We start from the raw sequence: 17,652 nt of genomic DNA on the forward strand, positions 1-17,652 counted from the left end.
GCCAACTTCCCGGCGTGCTGAGGCGAAGGCAGGGCGCAGGGGAGGAGGTGCCGCCCGCCCGTGGGAGTCCGGTTCGGCATTCCTCGATGCGGCTGCGATGGTGTCAACGTTATCAGAGGCATCTAGCGCGCGGGGTTTTGTTCTGGTCTATTGCGGGCGGATCTGGGTTTGAGTGGCATGAAACGAACGACGATTGTTGATGTGGGGCGGCTGGCAGGGGTTTCGGCCAAGACCGTATCGCGGGTTCTGAATGACGAGCCGCATGTCAGCGCAGCGGTAAAGCAGCGGGTTCGGGCCGCAGCCGATGCGTTGGATTATCATCCCAATGTGTTTGCGCAGGCGCTGGTCCGCCGCAAATCGCATATGATCGGGCTGGTCTATGAAAATCCGAGCCCGAGTTATGTCGTCGAACTGCAAAAGGGCGTGCTGGAGCGGCTCACCAACGAACGCTATCGGCTGGTGGTGATCCCGATCCGATCGGTGCAGGAAAATGCCGCCGAGGTGGTCGGCCTGTTGCGCTCGGCTGCGCTGGATGGGGTAGTGCTGGCTCCGCCTGCGTCGGATCATCCGTTAATTCTCAGTCAGTTGAAGGAAGCGCGTATTCGCTGCGCGCGGATCGCGCCGACACGCATGATTGAGGCTGCGCCCAGCAATCTGGTCGACGACGTCGCTGCTGCGCGCGAGATGGCGGCCTATGTGATCGGGCTTGGGCATCGCGAAATCGCGATCATCCGCGGCGACCCGACACATCCGTCGACCGAGGCGCGCATGCTTGGCTATATGCAGGCCTTCCATCAGGCGGGTCTCGAATTGCGCTTCGACCGGATCGAGCCCGGCATGTTCACCTTCGACAGCGGGCTTGCGGCCGGGCGCAACATCCTCGCACGCGCTGACCGTCCGACTGCGATCCTGGCGCAGAATGACGATATGGCCGTGGGCGCGATGATGGCTGCACGGGAGATTGGACTGTCGATTCCCGAGCGATTGTCCGTCGTTGGTTTCGATGATTCGGAGGTGTCGCGAATCACCTGGCCGCGCCTGACCACGGTGCGCCAGCCGGTGTTCGAAATGGCGGTGGCGGCGACGGAAATGGTGATCGCGCAGCTCGAGGATCGCGAGCCGCTGGCCCGCGTGTTGCATTCCCATACCCTCCTAGTGCGCGAATCCGCTGCTCCGCCGCACGCCTAGCCAAATGCTAAATCGCTGGGAATCTTGGTATTATGCTGCCGGCGACCTTGGCTTCAATTTCGTGTGGCAGTCGATCGAACTGTACCTTCTGTTTTACTATATTCGCGACCTGGGCATGGCACCGGGAGTTGCTGCGGGGATTTTTCTTGCTGGCGCTGCGGTCGATTGGGTGACCGATCCCCTGGTCGGGGCGGTGGCCGATCGGTTGGCACCGCGCGTTCCGCTGCGCGCGTGGGTATCGGTTGGAGGCCCGCTTTCGGTGCTGCTATTGTGCCTGGCTTTCGCACCGCCGCCGGTGCCTGCGGCATGGGTGCCGGGTTATGCGCTGTTGACCTATTTGGGGCTGCGCTTCTTTTATGGCGTCGGAAATATTCCTTATGGCGCGCTGACTGCACGGATATCGCCCGACGCGAACGATCATATGATATTGACCAGCGCGCGCATGCAGGGGGCAGCGCTTGGAGGCTTGATCGCGGCCCTGACCTACGCGTTGCTTCCGACCGGGCGGGTTGGGGGCGCGGATTTTCGGTTGGGCGCGCTCATTCTCGCGGGATTGGCGATGCCGGCTTTTCTGGCGACGAGCTGGGGCACGCGGGAGCGCGTGGCCCCCCCTGCGACCGCTCGCCTGCATCTTGGTCGCACCATCGCCGAAATGTTCACGCTGGTGCTGCGATCCTCCGCGTTGCGGCGGCTGATGGCCACGATTTTGATGGTCGGGTTGGCTGTTACCCTGCTCAACAAGTCGTTGCTGTTCTTGTTCGACCAGGTCGGGGCCGCCGATATCGGCTATTACGTTGCATTGAGCCCATCATTGTCGCTGTTGTTGACGGCACCGCTCTGGAGTCGACTGGCTGAGCGCATCGGGCAGGCGCGCACCTTGCGTTTGGGCGCGGTGCTGCTGTTTCTGGCAATCTTGTTGGCTTTTGTCAGCCAGGGCCTGGCGTCGATGCTCGTTTGCATCACGCTGTCGATCATCGCGGTCCAGGGGATGTCGGTCATGTTCTGGTCGTTGGTTCCCGGGGCGGTAGCGGCGTGTGAACAGGAGGCGCATGCTGCGGGATATGCGGTGCGAGTCTATGCGGTGGCGACGATCACGCGCAAACTGGCTCAGGCGCTCGCGCCGCAATTGATCGCGATCGCGCTGTTCGCGCCGCATGGGTCGATCCTCATGATCCTTGCGGCAGTCGCCTTTCTCACGGTTCTGGTGGTTACCTTTTTCCCGCCTGTCGAAGAGCGTGCGATCACGGCCGGGCCTTGACAGCGCGTTGTCAACGTTGTCAACAACGCGCCACGGATCCGCCGTTCAGGTGATGACCGGTTTTCTGGAGGAGGGGGCATGATCCCGAAGCTTGCGGTTTGCGCTGCATTTTCCGTTGTCGCCGGTGCAGGTGCGCTGCCCGCCGCTGCGCAGGTGGCGACCCCCGTCGTGCACCCCGCCCTCTGGCCCGAAGCCGTGTGGCCGGTGGCGGCAAAGCGCGATGACGAAGCGCGAATCGCGGCCCTGCTTGAGCATATGACGGTAGAGGAAAAGGTCGGTCAGGTGATCCAGGCCGACATTGCCAGCGTCACGCCTGACGACGTGCGTCGCTATCATCTGGGCTCGGTCCTCAATGGCGGCAATTCCGGGCCTGGCGGTGACGATTTCGCGCTCGCGCCGAAATGGCTGGCCTTGGCCGACGCCTTTTATGATGCCTCGGTCGATCGGTCTGCCGGAGGATCGGGTATCCCGATCCTGTGGGGCATCGATGCCGTCCACGGGCATAGCAACATCATCGGTGCGACGTTGTTTCCACAGAATATCGGGCTTGGTGCGACGCGCGACCCTGCGTTGATCGAGCGGATCGGTGCCGCGACCGCCGCCGAAATCCGCACCACCGGCCAGGAATGGACCTTCGCGCCGACCATCACCGTGCCGCAGGATTATCGTTGGGGGCGGGCTTATGAGGGCTATTCCTCCAATCCCGATCTGGTCGCCAGCTATGTCGGACGAATGATCGTCGGCCTGCAGGGCAAGCCCGACGGCAGCCGCATTCTGGCGGGCCCGCACGTTCTGGCGAGCACCAAGCATTTCCTCGCCGATGGCGGCACCTTCGAGGGACGCGACCAGGGCGATGCCAAGATCAGTGAAACCGATCTGCGCGACATTCACGGCAAGCCGTATCTCCCCGCCATTGGGGCCGGGGTCGCCACCGTGATGACCAGCTTTTCAAGCTGGCAGGGACAAAAGATCGCGGGCAGCAAGGGGCTGGTCACCGACGTGTTGAAGGGCCGGATGCATTTCGGCGGGTTCGTCGTCACCGACTGGAACGCGCATGGCCAGATTGCCGGGTGCAGCAACGAAAGCTGCCCGCAGGCGATCAACGCGGGCGTCGACATGTATATGGCCCCCGATAGCTGGCGTCCGCTTTACGCCTCGTTGCTCGCGCAAGTGAAGGACGGCACCGTGCCGATGACGCGGCTCGACGATGCGGTCGCGCGCATTCTGCGCGTGAAGTTCCGGCTCGGCCTGTTCGAGGTCGGCAAGCCCTCAACGCGTCCGCTTGCGGGCGACTGGAGCGTGCTTGGCGCGGCGGCGCACCGCGCGATTGCGCGCGAGGCGGTGGGCAAGTCGCTGGTGCTGCTCAAGAACAACGGTGTCCTGCCGCTGAAGCCACAGGCCAACGTCCTGGTCGCAGGCGATGGTGCCGACGATATCGCGCGGCAATCGGGCGGCTGGACCATCACCTGGCAGGGCACCGGGCTCGACAATAGAAAATTCCCCGGTGCGACCAGTCTTTGGGCCGGCATCGAAAACGCGGTCAAGGCAGGCGGTGGCCATGCCGAATTCGCGCCCGACGGCACGTTCAAGACGCGGCCCGATGCCGCGATCGTCGTGTTTGGCGAAACGCCCTATGCCGAGTTCCAGGGCGACATCAAATCGCTGCAGTTGCGCGCCGACCTGCGCGGGCCACTGGAGACCATGCGCCGTTTGAAGGCGCAGGGGATCCCGGTCGTGGCGGTGATGCTGACCGGGCGACCGCTGTTCGTAAACCCAGAACTGAACGTCGCCGACGCGTTCGTCGTCGCATGGTTGCCCGGCACCGAAGGGGCGGGGGTGGCCGACCGGTTGTTTGCCGCCAAAACCGCCGCCGCGCCGTTCACCGGCAAATTGCCCGCCGCCTGGCCGATGACCGCAAAGTCTGGCGATGCCCCGTTGTTTCCCTTCGGTTACGGCCTGACCGGACGAGAGGCCGCGATGCCTTGGAGGGCTTTGCCGGAGGACCCCGGTGTCGCCGACGCCGGGACCGATGGCGTCTATTTTACAGCCGGGCGGGCAACGCCGGGCTTTTCCCTGGAAATTGGCGATGGTAGCGGTTCCGGCACCCGCATCGCCACCGTGCCCGCGCAGGCGCTTGGCGGGCGCGTAAAGGTGACGGCAGTCGACTATGGCGTGCAAGAGGGCGCGCGGCACGTCTCCCTCGCTGGCGGCGGGCCGCAGACGATTGCAGTGCAGGCGACGGAGCCGCTTGATCTCGGGCGGCAAAACAATGGGGACGTGATGCTCGTCACGACGCTGCGGGTCGATCGACCGGTCGGATCGGATGTGACATTGGGGGTTGCGTGCGCCGGGGCGTGTCGCGGCACCGTTGCCATTCCGGCCGCCGCGCTCCCGGTGGGGAGCTGGCGCTCGATCGCCGTTCCGTTCAAATGTTTCGGCAAAGCCTCCGAGATGACCCGGGTTGCTGCGCCCTTCGTTCTGCGGACCGCATTGCCGCTGGAGATCAGCGTGGCACGGATCGCGACCGGGATGAATGCCGATACAGTTTTGCGGTGTGGAGGATAATACCGGGCGAGCTTGCGCCGGATTCGGTGCCGAAATGGCGAGCGGCAGTGGCGGCAAATTACCGAGAATGCGTTGACCTGTCGCCCACGAATGTGCCAGTGACGCCGGATCGACGACGCGGCGGGCAGCGAGGGAGATAACCCCTTCGATTTGCACGCAACGCGTCGGCTTTGCGGGTGTAGCTCAATGGTAGAGCAGAAGCTTCCCAAGCTTACGACGAGGGTTCGATTCCCTTCACCCGCTCCATCCTACCATCCACCGACGTCCATGCGGGGCTTTGCAACCCGCTGAAATCCGCGGTATTTTCTCTCCATCGGGCCAGTGAAGGTTGCGCGCATCCATGCGTAGCCGGGCAGATTGGGGGCCTTTCGGGGGCCTCAACCGAGCTGGTCAATGTGGGAGGCCCCCAAAGTGGGGGCCTCGTGTCAGGAGACCCGGAGAATATGGCACTGAGTGACATGGCGATCCGCAAGGCAAAGCCGCGCGAGAAGCCTTACAAGCTGGCGGATGGCGGCGGGCTCTATCTGCAGGTTCAGCCGAGCGGCGGGAAGCTGTGGCGGCAGAAATACCGGATCAACGGCAGCGAGCGAAAGCTGAGCATCGGACCCTATCCGGAAATCAGCCTCAGCGAAGCCCGGAAGCGACGCGATGCGGCGCGTGAGCAACTTGTCACCGGCAAGGACCCCTCGCGCGAGAAACAGAGGGAGAGGCTGCGCGCGCAAACCCTCGCCGCGTGCACCTTCTCAATCGTCGCCGCCGAATATTGCGACAAGCGCAAGCGCGACGGGCACAAGCCCTGGGCACCAGCGACCGCTGCCCGCAGCGAATATTTGTTGAGCCTGTTGGAGAGCTCGATCGGACGGCTCGCGATCACCGACATCGAACCTGCTGACGCGCTCGCCGCCATTCGCCGGATCGAGCGCAAGGGCAATCTGGAGAGCGCCCGGCGCACGCTGCAACTGGCGGGCGCGGTCTTCCGATACGCCGTCGCGACGGCGCGTCTGGCGTCAGACCCGACGCGTGATCTGCGTGGGGCGCTGGCGGCGCCCAAGGTCACGCACTACGGCGCCATCATAGAGCCGAAACGGGTCGGCGCACTGCTGCGCGCCATCGATGGCTATGAGGGCTTCGGCATCACCAAGAATGCGTTGCAGATCGCGCCGCACGTCTTCGTCCGCCCCGGTGAGCTACGCCACGCGGAATGGAGCGAGTTCGATCTGGAAGCTGGCCTGTGGATTATCCCTGCCGAGAAGATGAAGATGCGAAAAGCCCACCATGTCCCACTGTCGCGGCAGGCAGTCGAACTCTTTAAATATCTGCAAGGGATCACAGGGCCTTCGGGTTATGCCTTTCCCTCGGTCCGCAGCCGGGCGCGGCCGATGAGCGAGAATACTCTGAATGCGGGACTGCGACGGCTGGGCTATACCAGCGACGAAATGACCGGTCATGGATTTCGCGCGATGGCAAGTACCCTCCTCAACGAGTCCGGAAAGTGGTCGTCCGACGCCATCGAGCGCGCCCTTGCGCATGGTGATAGCGACAAGGTGCGCGCGGCTTATCATCGCGGGGCCCACTGGAAAGAACGCGTGGAGATGGCCCAATGGTGGTCGGATTACCTCGACGACCTGCGCAAACAGGATAGCAAATCCAGGGCAGCGGCCTTTGGGACGATCGACATCGTCGTCCTCGACGTGTCCGAATCCGCCGCTTCAGGGCCCAAAGTCGTTGCCTAAGGTTGTCCCATCGGCAGGGGCCGACCCCGACGATCCCACGGCGCTATTGGCGAATAGCGAGCTTGGGCGGCAATGGCTCGCGCAGTTCGAACCCGCAGATGTCGAGACAGCAAAGCGTCTTCTAAGCGCACTGACGCTCGTCTCTCATAATGCCTTTGAACGTGCCATTACCGCGCAAATCGTTGCTGAGGCCGAGAAGGTTGACGGCTCCGTCGCCCTTTATGCGACACGGGAATGTGATGATGAACTGGACTTGTTTAAGTTTGCAAAGGGCGGTGAAGGCGCCAAAGCATTGGACGCGGTCGATCGGGGAGCAGACTTGGGAAGCGAGGCGCGCGTCGCTGCTATCATTCGAAACCTCGCGAAAGTGAATTCGGATAAGCTGCTGAATCATCCGACGCTCGAAGTCATGCGCGAGAAACGGTGCCGCTCAATTTTTGTGATCGACGATTATATCGGATCCGGAAAAAGGACGGCAGATTTTCTCAGTGCAATCTGGCGATCCTCAGCAATCAAGTCTTGGCACAGTTTAAAGTGGATCGACTTCGTCTCCATCGCATATTCAGCGACTGCGCGAGGCGGTGCTCGCGTCTGTCGGCAAAGAATGCATCCGCGCCTCGTTCTTGAGCGCGATTGCCCTACCTATCCAGAAATGCCCTGGAGGGCGGAAATCAAGGACGAGGTACAATCTCTTTGCTGGCGTTACGGAGCCAGGACGTCACGGCGATCGATGCGCCTAGGATTCGATAAAGTGATGGCCGCGCTCGTTTTCGAACATGGCTGCCCAAACAATGCGCCTGCGATTCTGTGGGCACCGACGCCCGTCAATAAAAAATGGATGCCGCTATTTCCCGACCGCAGCGTCGTTCCTGATCATGCCTCGGCGTTTCCGCCCGACATTCTGGCACGCGATACGGCCGGCCTGCTTGTGGATCTCAAGCCAGCGGGAAGCGTGGACGAGGTCAAACTTCGAGCAAGTCCTCTTGGCGACGGTGGGATAGCTTTACTCGCCTTACTGGGCCAAGGCGTCCGAACGCGCTCAGCGCTCGCATTTACGACCGGTTACACTGCTCTCGAATGCACCCGTTTGCTCGATCAATGTACGCAACGGGGCTACATTTCAGCCAATCTTCGCCTCACGGCGGCGGGGCGCGCGGAACTGGCGGAAGCTCTGAAGGGTGACCCGGCTGTTTCCCGGGTTCCCGAGCGAGGCGATGATTGCTATTATCCAAGACAGTTGGGGGGGCCACATGGAGGCTAGTGCGCGCCGTCTCATTTGGCGGTGCATAGACGGGTATCCAGCTGTATCCGTTGGGGCGCGGATTACCGTTGCTCTTAGAACAAGTCCACGCTTGGCAGGAGGTTGCGTACGGCTTCTCCGCGAGCGTGAGCCTTCGGGTTCAGCCGCACGCATCCGCCTGCGGCGGAGATCAAAGTAGTCCTCCATGTGGTCTCCTCAACGCTACATTGAACACGGCCTGACCGAGGGGTACGATGCGGAGCTCGTCCGATCGGCTGCTGGGCAGATCGACGACTTCCTCGAAAAGCATCCCGACCTGCCGCCAATTTTGACGCTGGGCCACCTCGGGAAGCGGACAAGCCTTCCATATGCGCGCCTGCGAAAGCTCGTCAGCGGACTGCGGTCGAATGACTACAGCTATTTCCGCATCCGCAAGCGGTCTGGTGGGCATCGCCAGATTAGCGTCCCCGAGGCTGACCTCATGTGGCTCCAGCGTTGGGTATCGGCCCACATCCTTTCAAAGCTGAAACCGCATCGCGCAAGTTATGCTTTCGCGCCTAAGGCTTCGATCGTTTCGTGCGCGAAAGCCCATTGCGAGGCACGGTGGCTCATCAAACTCGATATCAGCGGCTTCTTCGGCTCGGTCAGCGAAATCCAAGTGTACCGGGTATTTTTAGCCGCTGGGTACGCACCAATGGTCGCGTTCCAACTCGCGCGCCTGACAACCCATGCCCCCTATTTCAGCATGCGGTACAAACGCCCCGAGTGGCGCGCGGTGCCAGACCGCGCTCGCTTGCCTTATCTCTTCAGGACCCGGCTCCTGGGCTTTCTGCCTCAGGGAGCGCCCTCCAGCCCAATGTTATCCAATCTTGTGATGCGGCAGATTGATGCGAAGTTACACGCCATCGCGTTGAGTGCTGGGCTTACGTACACGCGGTACAGCGACGACATAACCTTCTCGACGCGCGGAGGGTTTGACCGCGAACGGGCGCGGGCCGTTGTCTCTAAAACGCGCCGCATCCTCGCGAAAGAGGGCTTCACCCTCAATTCGAAGAAGACGCGTATCGTCCCGCCAGGCGGCCGAAAGCTTGTGCTTGGCTTGCTTGTGGATGGATCGGAGCCGAACCTCACCAGGGCGTTCAAGGATTCCTTGCGGCAGCACCTACATTATGTCTGTACGTTTGGGCCTGATGCGCATGCGAAAAGGAGAGGATTCGATACCGTTTCGAGTCTTTATCGCCACCTCTTGGGCCTGATAAATTATGCAAAGTCCGTCGATGAAGATTACGCCCTAAGGGCCAGGACAAAGCTCAATTCCGTACAATGGTCTCTCTAGTGCAGATCTTCACTTAAATTGATTAATCAGCGGGCACCTATCTGTTGAAGCAAAAGCGATTTTCCAGATAAATGTGGCTCTTCCGCGATGCCGGAAGCAGTATATGGAGCTCTGGCAGAAGCGCAATCTTGGGAGGGGTGATGCAGACCGCGATTTATTATCCCCATACAACGCCTGCCAGCAGTCAAATTCTGCGAACAGCGCTTCTGCTGTGGGATGAAGTCGAATTCATCGTACCATGGGAAGGGTTCGTTCCTCATCACGCCAATAGTCAGGTGGCGGAGATCGTGGAGCTTATCGGGCGACAACGCGTGCCAAGTCACGAGGCGATGCGGCTTGCACATGATCGCATCGAAGAATTTGCAACCCAGCCACTACCGGACGCCTTTCGCTATCAGTCGACCGAGAAAGACGTGCAATCGCACTACATGTTCGCGCGAAAACTTCTTCCGGAAACCTGGGCGATGCTGCGCGAATTACGTCTGGTCGGCGGGTCGAACAGCCGCGCTCAATCCCTTCAAGACGAGACTGGCCTCGCCTTGATGTCAATCCTCACTGACTGCTGCGCCGGAGAGCAAAAGGCGAGGATTACGGACCGACAATTGGCATATGCCCAACTCTCGAACATCTTGGTGCATGACACTGCCGAATCCGCCGGCGCTGAGGTTCTGCAGCAATGCATCGTGCCGATTACGATGGGCATCGTTGAGGCGGGGAGCTTGCCCTTGGCTGAGCTCATCGCATTTAGGAAACGCGAGGCGAGATCTGGCGGAGACGATTTGAGACGCCTTCGCCAGCGATACCGTAGCCGCATAGAAGGCCAAATCGAAGCGCTGACGGCGACCACTTTGGCGAGTGATCGTGAAGAGCTTCAGCGCGGCTTCGAAATCGCGATGCGCGACGACCTAGCCGACCTGAAGGGCGAACTCAGGCTCGCGCGACGTGATATGCTCACTAGCAAGGATACGATCATTCTCGCGCTTGCCACTCTGACCGCTGGCGCCGCAGCTGCAAAAGGGATGCATCTGCCGATCGAGCAGGTGACGCTCGCGGGCTCTCTTCCCGTCCTCGGTGGTGTTCTCAACGCCCAGTCGAAATACGCCCAAGCCCGCCGCTCAATCATCGCAAAGCATCCAATGGCGTACATGCTCGAATTGGCTGCCAAGTAGGAGATCGGACGGGCCGACCAGTGAACCTCAACCGGCCGTCCCTCAATAGCCTCTCTGTCCCAACGGGGTGAGGCCGCGATTTCGCGAACAAAAAGAGACCGACTCGATCGGGTCTTGACGAAACGGGAATCATTCACCATCTTCATTTTACAAAGTGAGGATGGTGAATTGCGACATCGTGTGTTGAAATTGGTGAATGGGCAGACGATCCTCTCGGGCAGCATAGCCGGCAGGAGGTTGCTGAATGCACTTATTGCCAACACGCAGTCCGTGGACGCTCCGACCAGAGCGTTCATGGATTTCAATGGTGTCGAACTGGCCACCGCCTCGTTTCTCCGAGAGTCGGTCGTAGGCTTTCGCGATTATGCGCGTTTGGCGTCACCTCATCTCTATCCGGTAGTCGCCAACCTAGCTGAGCCCGTTTTCGAAGAGCTCGATTTCTTCCTGCGATCGAGGACGGATGCGCTCTGGGTATGTACGCTCGACGAGTCGGACTGTGTCACCGACGCACGTCTGATTGGCGAGCTTGATTCCACCCAGCGGGCGACTTTCGAAACGGTGTCGCTGATCGGCTCCGCGACCGCCCCAGAACTTTCCGTCCGATCGCCGGACGAGAAGATTGGCGCGACTGCCTGGAACAACCGCCTTTCTGGACTGGCTGCGAAAGGTCTTCTCGTCGAGCGCCGCCTTGGGAAGACCAAGTCATTCAGCCCTTTGCTGGAGTTTACGTAATGGGTGTAGACTACATTCGCGCGCAGACTGGCAAACCGTGGAAGAAGCGGTGGGACGGCGGCCTCAACCGGCTGAAGCAACCCTCGCTGTTGGATCTCACCATGTCGGAGGCGGCGCGGACGGTCACCGCCGACCTTGAACCGGGAGCCAAGGTGGCGATCGGAGACACGGTCATCGTTCAACAAAGCGCGGGTCGTCTGACGATCAGCGACGGTCTCTACGCCATCGGAGTGATCTCCAACCCCTCGGCCGAACTCTCCGCTGGAGTAGCCAGAGGTGGAGGCTATGCGGAAGCGACGCTCCAGCGCATCGGTCTCTTCGGCGATACGGCGGAAGTCAGCATCCGATGAACCAGCGCCCCCCAAATGAGCCTTCCCGGCGCTTTCCGCATCCGCACCGTCTCTGGGACGATCCTTCGCGCCACGCACCGTCGCTAGGTTGTCCGTCCTGTCAGGAATTTCGCCGATGTGGCGGGGTCCACACCGATGCGGGCATAGTGGACTGCCATGACCTGTGCTCATGCACGGACCGGAGCCGCTGCGATAATGTCTGTCGGTTCAATCCGGCCCTATTCGTAGCCCGCATGCGCGAAATCGATGGCCTTGGGTTCGAAAATGCGCCGCGTGTCCCCATGCGAACCATTCCTATCCTGCCTTTGATCGCACCTTTTGTGGACCATCGCTACGCGCGTTCGTCGATACTCGATGAGCCGACGGTCGCTCTCTCGCTCTACGAGGTGGTCAACATGGCGACTGGCCAAGCGCATGTCGCTTCTCGCCAGGCGCTTGCCGATCGCTTCCGGATTCCGGTCAATTCAACTGTCATCCTGAGCGGGGTGAATAAGGATGCGCCGATCGAAAGCTGGTGGGCCCTGAAAAACCGCCCGGAGATACTGGCAAAGCTCTGCGAGCTCGGCATCGGTGTCGTCACCTCGCCCAACTATTCCGTTCTCACCGACGTGCCGCGCACGGACAACCTTCATGCGATGAAACGGATCCTGCTTACGTGGACAGAAATGGCGGCGGCAGGACTATCTGCTGCGCTCCATGTGAATAGCCGGACAGAGCGGGACTATCAGCGTTGGGGCGACCTTATCGCTGAGCGACCTGAAATTCAGATTCTTGCATTCGAATTTGCCACAGGTGGTGGCCGCGGCGAACGCATCGACTGGCATGTCGAGCAACTCTGCAAATTGGCCGATCGCGTGGGCAGAGGGCTGGCATTGGTCATTCGCGGCGGCGGTCGGAAACTTCCGACGCTTCGAAAGCATTTTGCCCAGGTCACGTTGATAGAGACGGACGCCTTTTACCGAGCGCATCGTCGGCGCCGAGCCTACCTCACTGAGGCGGGCCGATTGAAATGGGCAAAGCAACTAACGCCTCCAGGTGCTGCCATCGACGAACTCCTTGCAAATAACGTCGCAGTGGTGCGGGCTCATTTTGAGATCGGACCGGAGCAGGAACCTCGACTAAGACCTGCGCGGCGCGCAACGAACGGTAATGATGAAGCCGCCCAATCCGGCTTTTTGCGATATTTCGACCTGGCCGGTGAGGCTGGGGGCATCCCCCGAGAGCCGCATCACATGATCGCCGCTACGAAAACGTAGGTCTCCAGCATCATGCGCCAGCGATCGGAACAGCCGTCCAATGCCAAAGCCGCGACCGGTGCTACGCGCGTAGCGCGACGCACCATCAGACGCCGCTGCACGCAAAGCCTCTCCGGCATCGACAAGGCCGGCGAACTCGGGATTCTGTCGCAAGCTTGCCAAGACACCAATGCCCGCATCAGCAACGACAAACTCAAATGCGCCTTTTCCGGCAGCATATGCGACGACCCCGGATTGGGGTCGGCCGCTGTGCTGCATCACGTTTTCCTGGAGTTCGCCCAGCGCTCCCATCAGCCCTGCGACCAATCCGCGCGCAAGGCCATTAGCACCGGCAGCATTTTCAACGTGGCTGGCCCACTGATCCCACAGCACATTGGCATCCGCTTCGGGGTCGTAGTGCACCAACGGGAACACACCCGATACATCTCTCGCGCCCGCGCCGCTTACTCGGGATTGGGATATGCTCTCGCAAACCTGCGTGAAGAATGGAGGCGCCTTAGCCAAGCCGGTATAGGCTTCTGGCAGAGCCGTTGCCGCAAACGCCAACTCAACAAGAGGGCCAATCTGCCCGGAACGTTCGATCACGAGTTGACCGCGCCCCTCAAGGCGACCCTCCCGCGCCTGCCAAAGCAGATCGTCGACGACGTCAAACGTAGCCGGAAGAGTATGCGTCGTTCGAAGACTCAAGAATGCCCCTCCATGCCTCGCTTCGGCCCTACGGTCGGAAAGCTTTGCCGCGCCCTTTCATGTTCACCATGCAGGTGGGTGTTACGCAACCGTAATCAAGTGAGCCGCCTGCCCTTCATGCCCAGTATCAAGACGGCAGCACCAAAAAAGAAAGCGATCGTCCGATGAGTAGTACTTTGGCTTCAGTCGCGAGCGACGAACTTTTTAAGTCTAATGACGCGTCGGCTGCACAAGATGCGATCCTTCCCTTGGACGCCTTCATTCGCTCAGTAACTGTTAATGCCCAGGTCGGCCACATGCTGTTCTTGGGCGCAGGCGCATCGATCTCATCGAACGTGCCGTCCGGGGCTAACTGCGTCTGGCAGTGGAAACGGTCCATCTTTCTTTCGAACCATCCTGGCGTTGAGCAGAGTTTTGATGAACTTTCGCTCGGTTCGGTACAGGAGCGCATTCAAATCTGGCTGGACGCTCAGCCCGACTTTCCGGCACCCGGAACGGCTGAGGAGTACGGCTTCTACATCGAGCGATGCTATCCGCTTGTCGACGACCGACGGGCCTTCTTTCAGCGCCATGTGCAGGTGGCTCGTCCGAGCGGCGGCTATAGGCTGGCAGCACGTTTGGCACAGGCAAACCTTATCCGCTCGGTTTGGACAACAAATTTTGACGGCCTAATGCCTCGGGCGCTTGCGGAAACATCCGTGACGCCGATCGATGTCGGAATGGATTCGGCAAATCGCGTGGTTCGTACTGATCGCGTCGGCGAGATGTCCTGCGTCGCTCTTCACGGCGATTACCGCTACGACGCGCTCAAGAATACTGACGCTGAGTTGCAGCGATTGGATGAGGGACTGCGCACCGCACTGATTAGCCAGGCGGCGTCCTCACCCTTAATCGTCCTTGGTTATAGCGGCCGGGACCATTCTATTATGGAAGCCCTGTCAGAATGCTACAGTCGGCCAGGCGCTGGCGTCCTTTATTGGTGCGGCTATGGAGACGGCCCTCCGCCGGAGCCCGTTGCTGCACTCATTGCCAAGGCACGTGCCAGCGGTCGAACGGCCTTTTACGTTACCGGCGCGGCCTTCGACGATGTAATGCGCCGCCTCGCCCTTGCAGCGCTGTCCAGTGATGCGCGGTCAGATGCTTTGTCGATTATCGCCCAGTGCGGAGCAGACAATCTCGCGCGCGCGCCCTTCAGCACGCCATCGGGACGGATCGGCGGTATCCTCAAAAGCACCGCCTTCAGTCTGAGATGTCCGGTCGAAGCTTATTGCTTCAAACCCAACGAGATGCCTGATCGCGGCGCGTGGGCATGGGTGCGCGAACGCTTGATTGATCGGGGCGACCTCGTCGCAGTCCCGTTCAAAGGCCGGATCTGGGCCTTAGGCACGCTAACGGCGATCCATGAAGTGTTCGGCGACACCATGACAGAAAAACCGGTCCGGACGCCGCTCGACGCCAGCGAGTTGCGTCATGAGGATGGGGCAATCACCCACTTGCTCGTTCGTGCGTTGGCCGCGTCTATTGCTGGGGCACGCAATCTTCCATCAGATGGGTCGCTTTTATGGGATCCCAGCACAGCTCAAGATCGCCGCCTGAACGGCACTGTTTTCAAGGTCCATGATGCCGTTCTCCTATATATTCGAAGACTCGGCCGGAACGTCACACTTGTGATCAAGCCCACCGTGAGGGTGGTTACATCAACAGGATCGGCAGCTTCGAGCGAAGACGAGAAGGCAATTAAGCTCAGCATTTTCGGCTACCAGCATAACGACAAGTTCAATGACGCAGTCGAAGGCTGGCGACGTAAGTTATTTGGACCGGGTACTAAGCTGACATGCCCCGCTGGTGAAGAAACCGGATTTGTGTTTATCGTCGACAGGGCTCCCATCTCGGCGGCCATTCTCGCCGGGCAGGGAGAACCGTCTCTGCCCGCCGCTGCGGTCAATAAAACCACGCAACGCGGGTTCAAGGTCATGGAACCACATCTGCTATTCGGCAGCAAAAGCATGACTGGGGTGCCCTCTGATCCGCATCCGATCCGGGGGCTAACCTCCAACCGTCCCTTTGACTTCAGCCTTACCCGCTCGGGCCTTTTGCCGGACGTAAAGTTGGGTGTAGTTTGTCCCGAGCAGGAATCTCGTACGGTCGCGCCGCGTCTACGGATGCTCGAAGAGTCAGCTACTCCCAGCGACACCGAAAAAGACTATCTGATGGATTTTCCAGGGTTTCATCAAGCCTTTGGACTGCCTCTCACTATCCCCCAGCCAGGCGACCTTGCGTGGCAAGCGCCTGACGAACCTCCGGCCGATGCAGGAAGGGAGCAAGGTGCGAGACATGCCGCAAGTGCCATTGTCCAGGCCATCGAAGAGCTGCGCGGGGCCAATCGGGTCAACGTCATCCTCATCATCACCCCGAGACGGTGGGTGAATTGGCGCTGGTATGAAAACGATGACGAGCGTTTCGATCTGCATGACTTTGTCAAAGCCTATTGCGCCCGTAAGGGCATTGCGACCCAGTTTATCGACGAGGAAACCCTGAGTGATCCGCAGACCTGCCGGATCCGATGGTGGCTGTCCCTAGCACTCTATGCAAAAAGCTTCCGGACTCCATTCGTCCTGAAAGCAGCGGCGGATGATACCGCCTTTGTGGGCTTCGGCACGAGCATCGACCGACATGGTCAAGATGGACGGAAGGTCGTGCTCGGTTGTAGCCATATCTTTAATGCTCAGGGTCAGGGTCTACAATACCGGCTGAGCAAGATAGAAAATCCTACTTTCGACCGTCGCCGGCGCAATGCCTTCCTTTCACGCGATGATGCGCGTCGCGTGGGGGAGTCTATCAAGCAATTGTTCTTCGAAGCCCGCGGCGCACTTCCACATCGCGTGGTCATCCACAAACGCACTGAGTTTCGGAAAGATGAGCGGGAAGGTCTGATCGAAGGTCTGGCCGGCATCGCAGCGGTTGATATGATCGAGATCAACGTCGACGACGCCTTTCGCTACCTAAATTCGAAGCTTGTCGGTAGCGAGGTTCAGGTCGATAAATTTCCAGTAGCCCGTGGTACCGTCATTCCGGTGAGCGATTATGAGGCGCTCCTATGGGTCCATGGCAGCGCCGCAGCGATCCGCAATAATTGGCGTTACTATCAAGGCAAGCGGCGAATTCCGGCGCCGCTGCTAATACGGCGGCACGCAGGATCGACCGAACTACAGACCCTGGCTACCGAAATCCTTGGACTTTCGAAGATGAACTGGAACACCTTCGATCTTTACACCCAGGTGCCGGCGACGATTGAAACTTCGGGAAAGATTGCTCGCATAGGGAAGCTCATGGAAGGATATGGGGAAGCGAGCTACGATTACCGGCTGCTAATGTAGGCAGTATTTTCGGCGAACAATCTGACCAGTTCCTGCTCGCATATCAGATTCCAGCGCGTCTGTTCGGGCGTCGCAAGGATTGCCGTGATAACGGCGCGCATGAGATGCGGATGCGGGATCACTTCAACTCCCCCTGCCTGCCGCGATCAATGAGCCCACGTAGGCTTTCGACCGGCACCAGCGTCATGACCCCTACCTTGACGATCTCAATATGCCCGTCGGAGATCAGTTCGTAGAGCTTTGAGCGACCGATGCCGGTAAGCCGGCAGGCTTCCTTGATCCTGACAGCGATGGGCTGAAGCTGGGTATCGGTCATATTTCGTCCTTCCTGCCGCTGCTGCCATCGATTGCCGCGACCAGTCTCGGCATGCCGCGGTTGCTCGCAAGCCGGCGCGCGACCTGATCGATGAACTGCTGGTAACGCTGGCGGCCGAGCTGCCCGGTCTCGGTATCGAACGGCGGTTGGTGGGCGGTGAGCGTGAGCTGATGCGCCACGAACAGGTCGAGCATTTCGGCGATGGCGCCCAGCATGGCTTCGCTGCGCTGGGCTATACGCTGCTGCCGGTCCAGCCGCGGCCCGAAGCGTTCGTCGATCTCGTTGCCCGCCTTGCGCTCCATCCAGGCACGCAAGGCATCGGTGAGGATTGCCGTCTTCGACGCGCCGGGCTTCGACGCGAGGTCGTCCAGCGCCCGCGACAGATCGTCGGGCAGATAGAATTGGTGGCGGATCTTGCTGGTCTGCATCGGACTACAATAGCCGC

Annotated in this window: 14 protein-coding genes and 1 tRNA gene; 13 read left to right on the plus strand and 2 right to left on the minus strand. The window is 60.4% G+C overall.

The window, feature by feature from the left end:
• Positions 1-177: 177 nt before the first annotated feature.
• The 13 genes from ACP7BY_RS06420 (at position 178) to ACP7BY_RS06480 (ending at position 16,891) form a co-directional block, all read left to right on the plus strand.
• A complete protein-coding gene (locus ACP7BY_RS06420) occupies positions 178-1,188 on the plus strand; it encodes a LacI family DNA-binding transcriptional regulator (protein ID WP_081988630.1) in 1,011 nt (336 codons plus the stop codon).
• 4 nt (positions 1,189-1,192) lie between these two features.
• Positions 1,193-2,446 (plus strand): MFS transporter, encoded by a 1,254-nt coding sequence (locus ACP7BY_RS06425; RefSeq protein ID WP_033964014.1) that lies wholly within the window; start codon positions 1,193-1,195, stop codon positions 2,444-2,446.
• A 78-nt stretch (positions 2,447-2,524) separates the two neighbouring features.
• On the plus strand, positions 2,525-5,011 hold the full coding sequence (locus tag ACP7BY_RS06430; RefSeq protein WP_137903255.1) for a glycoside hydrolase family 3 protein: 2,487 nt from the start codon (positions 2,525-2,527) through the stop codon (positions 5,009-5,011).
• A gap of 172 nt (positions 5,012-5,183) precedes the next feature.
• Positions 5,184-5,257: transfer RNA gene (locus ACP7BY_RS06435), tRNA-Gly, on the plus strand.
• Between the two features lie 197 nt (positions 5,258-5,454).
• Complete coding sequence (locus tag ACP7BY_RS06440) at positions 5,455-6,744, plus strand: tyrosine-type recombinase/integrase (RefSeq protein ID WP_137903256.1); 1,290 nt, start codon at positions 5,455-5,457, stop codon at positions 6,742-6,744.
• Positions 6,737-8,005, plus strand: a complete 1,269-nt coding sequence (locus tag ACP7BY_RS06445) for a phosphoribosyltransferase-like protein (RefSeq protein ID WP_249340907.1) — start codon at positions 6,737-6,739, stop codon at positions 8,003-8,005. The genes ACP7BY_RS06440 and ACP7BY_RS06445 overlap by 8 nt, the downstream gene beginning before the upstream one ends.
• Positions 8,006-8,189: 184 nt before the next feature.
• Positions 8,190-9,320 carry a reverse transcriptase family protein gene (locus ACP7BY_RS06450; RefSeq protein ID WP_033964029.1) on the plus strand — a complete coding sequence of 377 codons (1,131 nt, stop codon included), beginning with the start codon at positions 8,190-8,192 and terminating at the stop codon, positions 9,318-9,320.
• A 140-nt stretch (positions 9,321-9,460) separates the two neighbouring features.
• The gene (locus ACP7BY_RS06455; RefSeq protein WP_137903257.1) at positions 9,461-10,489 is read left to right on the plus strand and encodes a hypothetical protein; all 1,029 of its coding nucleotides are present in this window, start codon (positions 9,461-9,463) and stop codon (positions 10,487-10,489) included.
• Positions 10,490-10,603: 114 nt separating this feature from the next.
• Positions 10,604-11,221, plus strand: coding sequence for a hypothetical protein (locus ACP7BY_RS06460; protein WP_197057708.1), 618 nt, complete (start codon positions 10,604-10,606; stop codon positions 11,219-11,221).
• Entirely contained in the window at positions 11,221-11,571 is a 351-nt protein-coding gene (locus ACP7BY_RS06465) for a hypothetical protein (RefSeq protein ID WP_033964011.1), read from the plus strand. Before ACP7BY_RS06460 ends, ACP7BY_RS06465 begins: the two co-directional genes overlap by 1 nt.
• Positions 11,572-11,804: 233 nt before the next feature.
• Entirely contained in the window at positions 11,805-12,827 is a 1,023-nt protein-coding gene (locus ACP7BY_RS06470; RefSeq protein WP_052192197.1) for a DUF4417 domain-containing protein, read from the plus strand.
• Positions 12,828-12,839: 12 nt separating this feature from the next.
• Positions 12,840-13,682 (plus strand): hypothetical protein, encoded by an 843-nt coding sequence (locus ACP7BY_RS06475; RefSeq protein WP_137903258.1) that lies wholly within the window; start codon positions 12,840-12,842, stop codon positions 13,680-13,682.
• Positions 13,679-16,891: an SIR2 family protein gene (locus tag ACP7BY_RS06480; protein WP_137903259.1), complete on the plus strand. Its 3,213-nt coding sequence runs from the start codon at positions 13,679-13,681 to the stop codon at positions 16,889-16,891. The genes ACP7BY_RS06475 and ACP7BY_RS06480 overlap by 4 nt, the downstream gene beginning before the upstream one ends.
• Positions 16,892-17,009: 118 nt before the next feature.
• Here ACP7BY_RS06480 and ACP7BY_RS06485 read toward each other — a convergent pair whose 3' ends face one another.
• Complete coding sequence (locus tag ACP7BY_RS06485) at positions 17,010-17,207, minus strand: helix-turn-helix domain-containing protein (RefSeq protein ID WP_033964009.1); 198 nt, start codon at positions 17,205-17,207, stop codon at positions 17,010-17,012.
• The gene (locus ACP7BY_RS06490) at positions 17,204-17,635 is read right to left on the minus strand and encodes a CopG family transcriptional regulator (protein WP_033964008.1); all 432 of its coding nucleotides are present in this window, start codon (positions 17,633-17,635) and stop codon (positions 17,204-17,206) included. Before ACP7BY_RS06490 ends, ACP7BY_RS06485 begins: the two co-directional genes overlap by 4 nt.
• Positions 17,636-17,652 lie beyond the last annotated feature (17 nt).

Source organism: Sphingomonas sp. PSPC2-2, assembly GCF_049897725.1.
Lineage (GTDB): Bacteria > Pseudomonadota > Alphaproteobacteria > Sphingomonadales > Sphingomonadaceae > Sphingomonas.

What these genes read in the sequence shown, in the direction of transcription:
- ACP7BY_RS06425 (WP_033964014.1), top strand. Translation starts at nt 1,193, where the DNA reads ATGCTAAATCGCTGGGAATCTTGGTATTATGCTGCCGGCGACCTTGGC.
- ACP7BY_RS06455 (WP_137903257.1), top strand. Translation starts at nt 9,461, where the DNA reads ATGCAGACCGCGATTTATTATCCCCATACAACGCCTGCCAGCAGTCAA.
- ACP7BY_RS06465 (WP_033964011.1), top strand. Translation starts at nt 11,221, where the DNA reads ATGGGTGTAGACTACATTCGCGCGCAGACTGGCAAACCGTGGAAGAAG.
- ACP7BY_RS06440 (WP_137903256.1), top strand. Translation starts at nt 5,455, where the DNA reads ATGGCACTGAGTGACATGGCGATCCGCAAGGCAAAGCCGCGCGAGAAG.
- ACP7BY_RS06420 (WP_081988630.1), top strand. Translation starts at nt 178, where the DNA reads ATGAAACGAACGACGATTGTTGATGTGGGGCGGCTGGCAGGGGTTTCG.
- ACP7BY_RS06470 (WP_052192197.1), top strand. Translation starts at nt 11,805, where the DNA reads ATGCGCGAAATCGATGGCCTTGGGTTCGAAAATGCGCCGCGTGTCCCC.
- ACP7BY_RS06475 (WP_137903258.1), top strand. Translation starts at nt 12,840, where the DNA reads ATGCGCCAGCGATCGGAACAGCCGTCCAATGCCAAAGCCGCGACCGGT.
- ACP7BY_RS06430 (WP_137903255.1), top strand. Translation starts at nt 2,525, where the DNA reads ATGATCCCGAAGCTTGCGGTTTGCGCTGCATTTTCCGTTGTCGCCGGT.
- ACP7BY_RS06450 (WP_033964029.1), top strand. Translation starts at nt 8,190, where the DNA reads ATGTGGTCTCCTCAACGCTACATTGAACACGGCCTGACCGAGGGGTAC.
- ACP7BY_RS06485 (WP_033964009.1), bottom strand. Translation starts at nt 17,207, where the DNA reads ATGACCGATACCCAGCTTCAGCCCATCGCTGTCAGGATCAAGGAAGCC.
- ACP7BY_RS06490 (WP_033964008.1), bottom strand. Translation starts at nt 17,635, where the DNA reads ATGCAGACCAGCAAGATCCGCCACCAATTCTATCTGCCCGACGATCTG.
- ACP7BY_RS06480 (WP_137903259.1), top strand. Translation starts at nt 13,679, where the DNA reads ATGAGTAGTACTTTGGCTTCAGTCGCGAGCGACGAACTTTTTAAGTCT.